At 76.0% G+C, this 3,158-nt stretch carries 4 protein-coding genes; 1 reads left to right on the forward strand and 3 read right to left on the reverse strand.

Annotated elements, in window-relative coordinates; translation table 11 throughout:
• On the reverse strand, window positions 1–780 hold a 780-nt coding region (locus tag AB0O29_RS34685; RefSeq protein WP_365160070.1), incomplete at its 3' end, for an FAD-dependent oxidoreductase.
• 194 nt (window positions 781–974) lie between these two features.
• Here AB0O29_RS34685 and AB0O29_RS34690 point away from each other — a divergent pair.
• On the forward strand, window positions 975–1,751 hold the full coding sequence (locus tag AB0O29_RS34690; RefSeq protein WP_365160073.1) for a TSUP family transporter: 777 nt from the start codon (window positions 975–977) through the stop codon (window positions 1,749–1,751).
• 49 nt (window positions 1,752–1,800) lie between these two features.
• On the opposite strand, the gene AB0O29_RS34695 is transcribed toward AB0O29_RS34690, so the two are convergent.
• Together AB0O29_RS34695 and AB0O29_RS34700 are read right to left on the reverse strand one after the other, a co-directional pair.
• Entirely contained in the window at window positions 1,801–2,400 is a 600-nt protein-coding gene (locus AB0O29_RS34695; protein WP_365160076.1) for a GNAT family N-acetyltransferase, read from the reverse strand.
• A gap of 42 nt (window positions 2,401–2,442) precedes the next feature.
• Window positions 2,443–3,072 (reverse strand): class F sortase, encoded by a 630-nt coding sequence (locus AB0O29_RS34700; protein ID WP_365160079.1) that lies wholly within the window; start codon window positions 3,070–3,072, stop codon window positions 2,443–2,445.
• Between the last annotated feature and the right edge of the window lie 86 nt (window positions 3,073–3,158).

Consider the following 3,158-nt stretch of genomic DNA (forward strand, 5'->3'; position numbering starts at 1 on the left):
CGGCGCGGCGCCGTTTCCGGGGGCTCCGCCCCCGCGCCCCCGCGCCTCAAACGCCGGCGGGGCTGGAATGTGCTGCGCGCATCCGGCCCGCGCGGCGTTCGAGCGCACCGGGCGCGGAGCGCCCGGAACGGGGTTCGGGGTGGAGGTCAGCCCCCTGACGCGGCACTCGGTGTGGATCTCCACCCCGAGGGCCGTCAGGTGGGCGTGCAGCAGGGCCGAGGCGTCGGCGTCGAGCTGGCGTTCCATCAGCCGCTCCGCCTGCTGGGCGAGGACCACCTGCACACCCCGCGCGGCCAGCGCGCGGGCGGCGGAGACGCCGAGGAGGCCGCCGCCGATCACCACCGCGCGCCCGCCCGGGCGGACGGCCGCGTCCAGGGCCAGGCAGTCGTCCATGGTGCGGAACGCGTGCACCCCCTCGGGGAGTTCCCCGCCGCCGGGCGGGAACAGCCCGCGCAGCGCCGGCAGGACCGGGTTGGAGCCGGTGGCCAGCACGAGGACGTCGTACTCCGGGGCCGTGCCGTCGTCGCAGTGCACCCGCCGCGCGGCGCGGTCGATCCGCACCGCCCGCACCCCCCGCCGCAGGACCGGGCCGGGGGCCGGCAGCGCGGCCACGTCGGGGGCGTACCGGCCGGCCAGCACCTCGGCCAGCAGGACCCGGTTGTAGGGGGTGTGGGTCTCCTCGCCGAGGACGGTCACCGTGGCGGCCGGCCCCAGCCGGGCGGCGAGCCGCAGGCCCGCCAGGCCGCCGCCGATCACCACCACACGCTGTTCCGAGGTCATGGAACGAGCGTGCGGGGCGGCTGTTTCCCCGCCGCATCGCCCCTGTTACCCGGACGGAACGCCGGCCTCAGCGCCCGGTCCGGCGGCCGGTGAGGGTCCCGTCGGCCGGCCCGCGCGGGCCGTGAACCTCAAGCTTCGCGCAACTTTCGCCGGATCGATGGGACATGCACGGACCGGCTCCCTAAGGTCGGTCCGTGCCTGACATATCGACGACCATGATCATCGTGCTGTGCGCGGCAGCGGCCGCGGCCGGCTGGATCGACGCGGTGGTGGGCGGCGGCGGACTGCTCCTGCTGCCCGCCCTCCTGCTCGGCCTGCCGCACGCCCAGCCCGCCGCCGTCCTCGGGACCAACAAGGCGGTGGCCATCGTCGGCACGGCCGGGGCGGCCGTCACCTACGCGCGCAAGACCTCCGTGGACGTGAAGCTGGCCGTCCGGATCGGTCTGGCGGCGATCGCCGGATCGATGGGCGGGGCCGCGCTGGCGGGAGGGATCAGCAAGGACGCGATGCGGCCGCTCATCATGGGAGTGCTCCTGGTGGTCGCCGCCGTCGTGATCTTCAAGCCGGGCTTCGGCGCCGCCCCCTCGGCCGCGCCGGTCTCCCGGCAGCGGGTGCTCCTCGCCATCGGCCTCGCCGGCCTGGGCATCGGCCTCTACGACGGGCTCATCGGGCCCGGCACCGGGACCTTCCTGGTCCTGGCCCTCACCGCGCTGCTCCACCTCGACCTGGTCACCGCCTCCGCCACCGCGAAGATCGTCAACTGCTGCACCAACGCCGGGGCGCTCGCGATGTTCGCCTACCAGGGCATGGTGTTCTGGCAGCTGGCCGCGCTGATGGCCGTCTTCAACCTGGCCGGCGGGATGGTCGGGGCCCGGATGGCCCTCAAGAAGGGCAGCGGCTTCGTCCGGGGCGTGCTGCTCACGGTGGTCGGCGCGCTGGTGGTCAAGCTCGGCCTGGAGCAGTGGGGGTAGTCGGGTGCGGGCGGGTGCGGGGCCCGGGGGTCCCGCACCCGCCGGTGCGTCAGGCCCGCGGGGCGCGGCGCATCACCCAGAGGGCCGGACCGCCGCCGGGCAGCCGGGCCTCGCCGAGCAGGGTGAAGCCGAAGTGCTCGTAGAAGGGCACGTTGGACTCCTTGGAGGACTCCAGGTAGACGGGCAGGCCCGCCGCGTCGGCCTGGGCCAGGCCCGAGCGCAGCAGCGCGGCCCCGTGTCCCCGGCCCTGGCCGGCCGGGTCGGCGCCGAGCACCGCCAGGTACCAGTGCTCCTCCGGGGGCGCGTGCTCGGCGGCCGACCGGATCCCCTCCCGGAACACCTCCGCCCGGTCGCCGAGCACGGTGGCGAGCTCGTCGAGGGTCTCCTCGTCGGGCAGTGCGCGGCCGCCCGGCGCCACCCAGAAGGCGGCGGCCAGGTCCGTGCGCTCGCACACGCCGTGGCGGCCGTAGTGCCGGGTGAGGAGCGTCGCGAAGTACCGGGCCATGCCCTCCTCGCGGGAGGCCTCGTCGGGGAAGAACCAGCACATCATCGGGTCGTCGGCGAAGGCGCGGGCCAGGCTGCGGCTGATGTCCGCGGCGTCGTCGATCGTTGCGGTCGTGGGCGTGTTCGATATCGACATGCGGGTCATTCTGCAACCCGATGATCTTGGCCTGGTCGGCGGGGGCCGGGGTCAGTAGGTTCCGGTGAGGTGGGCGAAGACGACCACGTTGCCCTGGTATCCGGTGCGCGGCGAGAAGGCGCCGCCGCAGGTGATCACCCGCAGCTCGGCGCGGGGCGAGGGCCCGTACACGCGCCGGTCGGGGAAGGACTTCGCGTCGTAGACCTCGACGGCGTGGACGGTGAACACCGCCGTGCGCCCGTCCGCGCGGGCGACCTCGACCGAGGCCCCCCGGTGCAGCGCGCCCAGGTGGTAGAAGACCGCCGGACCGCCCGCGTTGTCCACGTGGCCCGCGATCACCGCGGTGCCCGTCGCGCCGGGGGCGGTCCCGTCGCGGTACCAGCCCGCGAGGTCGCCCCGGGCGGGCGGCGGCACTTCGAGGCTCCCGTCGCGCTCCAGGCCGAGCCCGGTGAGGGGGGCGTCCACCCGGATGGACGGGATCCGGATCCGGGTGGGCGGGGAGCCGGGGAGGGGGGCGATGCTCCCGGGGTAGACGGCCTGCGCGCTCAGGGCGTCGGCGGGGGAGGGCAGCGGGGGCCGGACGGTCTCGGAGGAGCCGCTGGTGACCAGCCACACGCCGACGCAGACGGCCACCGCCACCAGCCCGATCCGCCCGCGCCGGTCAGCCGGGCGGGGGCGCATGCCGTGCCCCGCGCCCGCTTCGGGGGCGGGGCGGCGGAGCAGCCCGTGCCAGATGCCCCGGACGTCCGGGAAGCCGGCCATGCCTC

This window comes from Streptomyces sp. NPDC089915, assembly GCF_040684675.1.
Classification (GTDB): domain Bacteria; phylum Actinomycetota; class Actinomycetes; order Streptomycetales; family Streptomycetaceae; genus Streptomyces.

Excerpts from the sequence above, each read along its gene's own strand:
- AB0O29_RS34695 (WP_365160076.1), bottom strand. The coding sequence starts at position 2,400 with ATGACCCGCATGTCGATATCGAACACGCCCACGACCGCAACGATCGAC.
- AB0O29_RS34700 (WP_365160079.1), bottom strand. The coding sequence starts at position 3,072 with ATGCGCCCCCGCCCGGCTGACCGGCGCGGGCGGATCGGGCTGGTGGCG.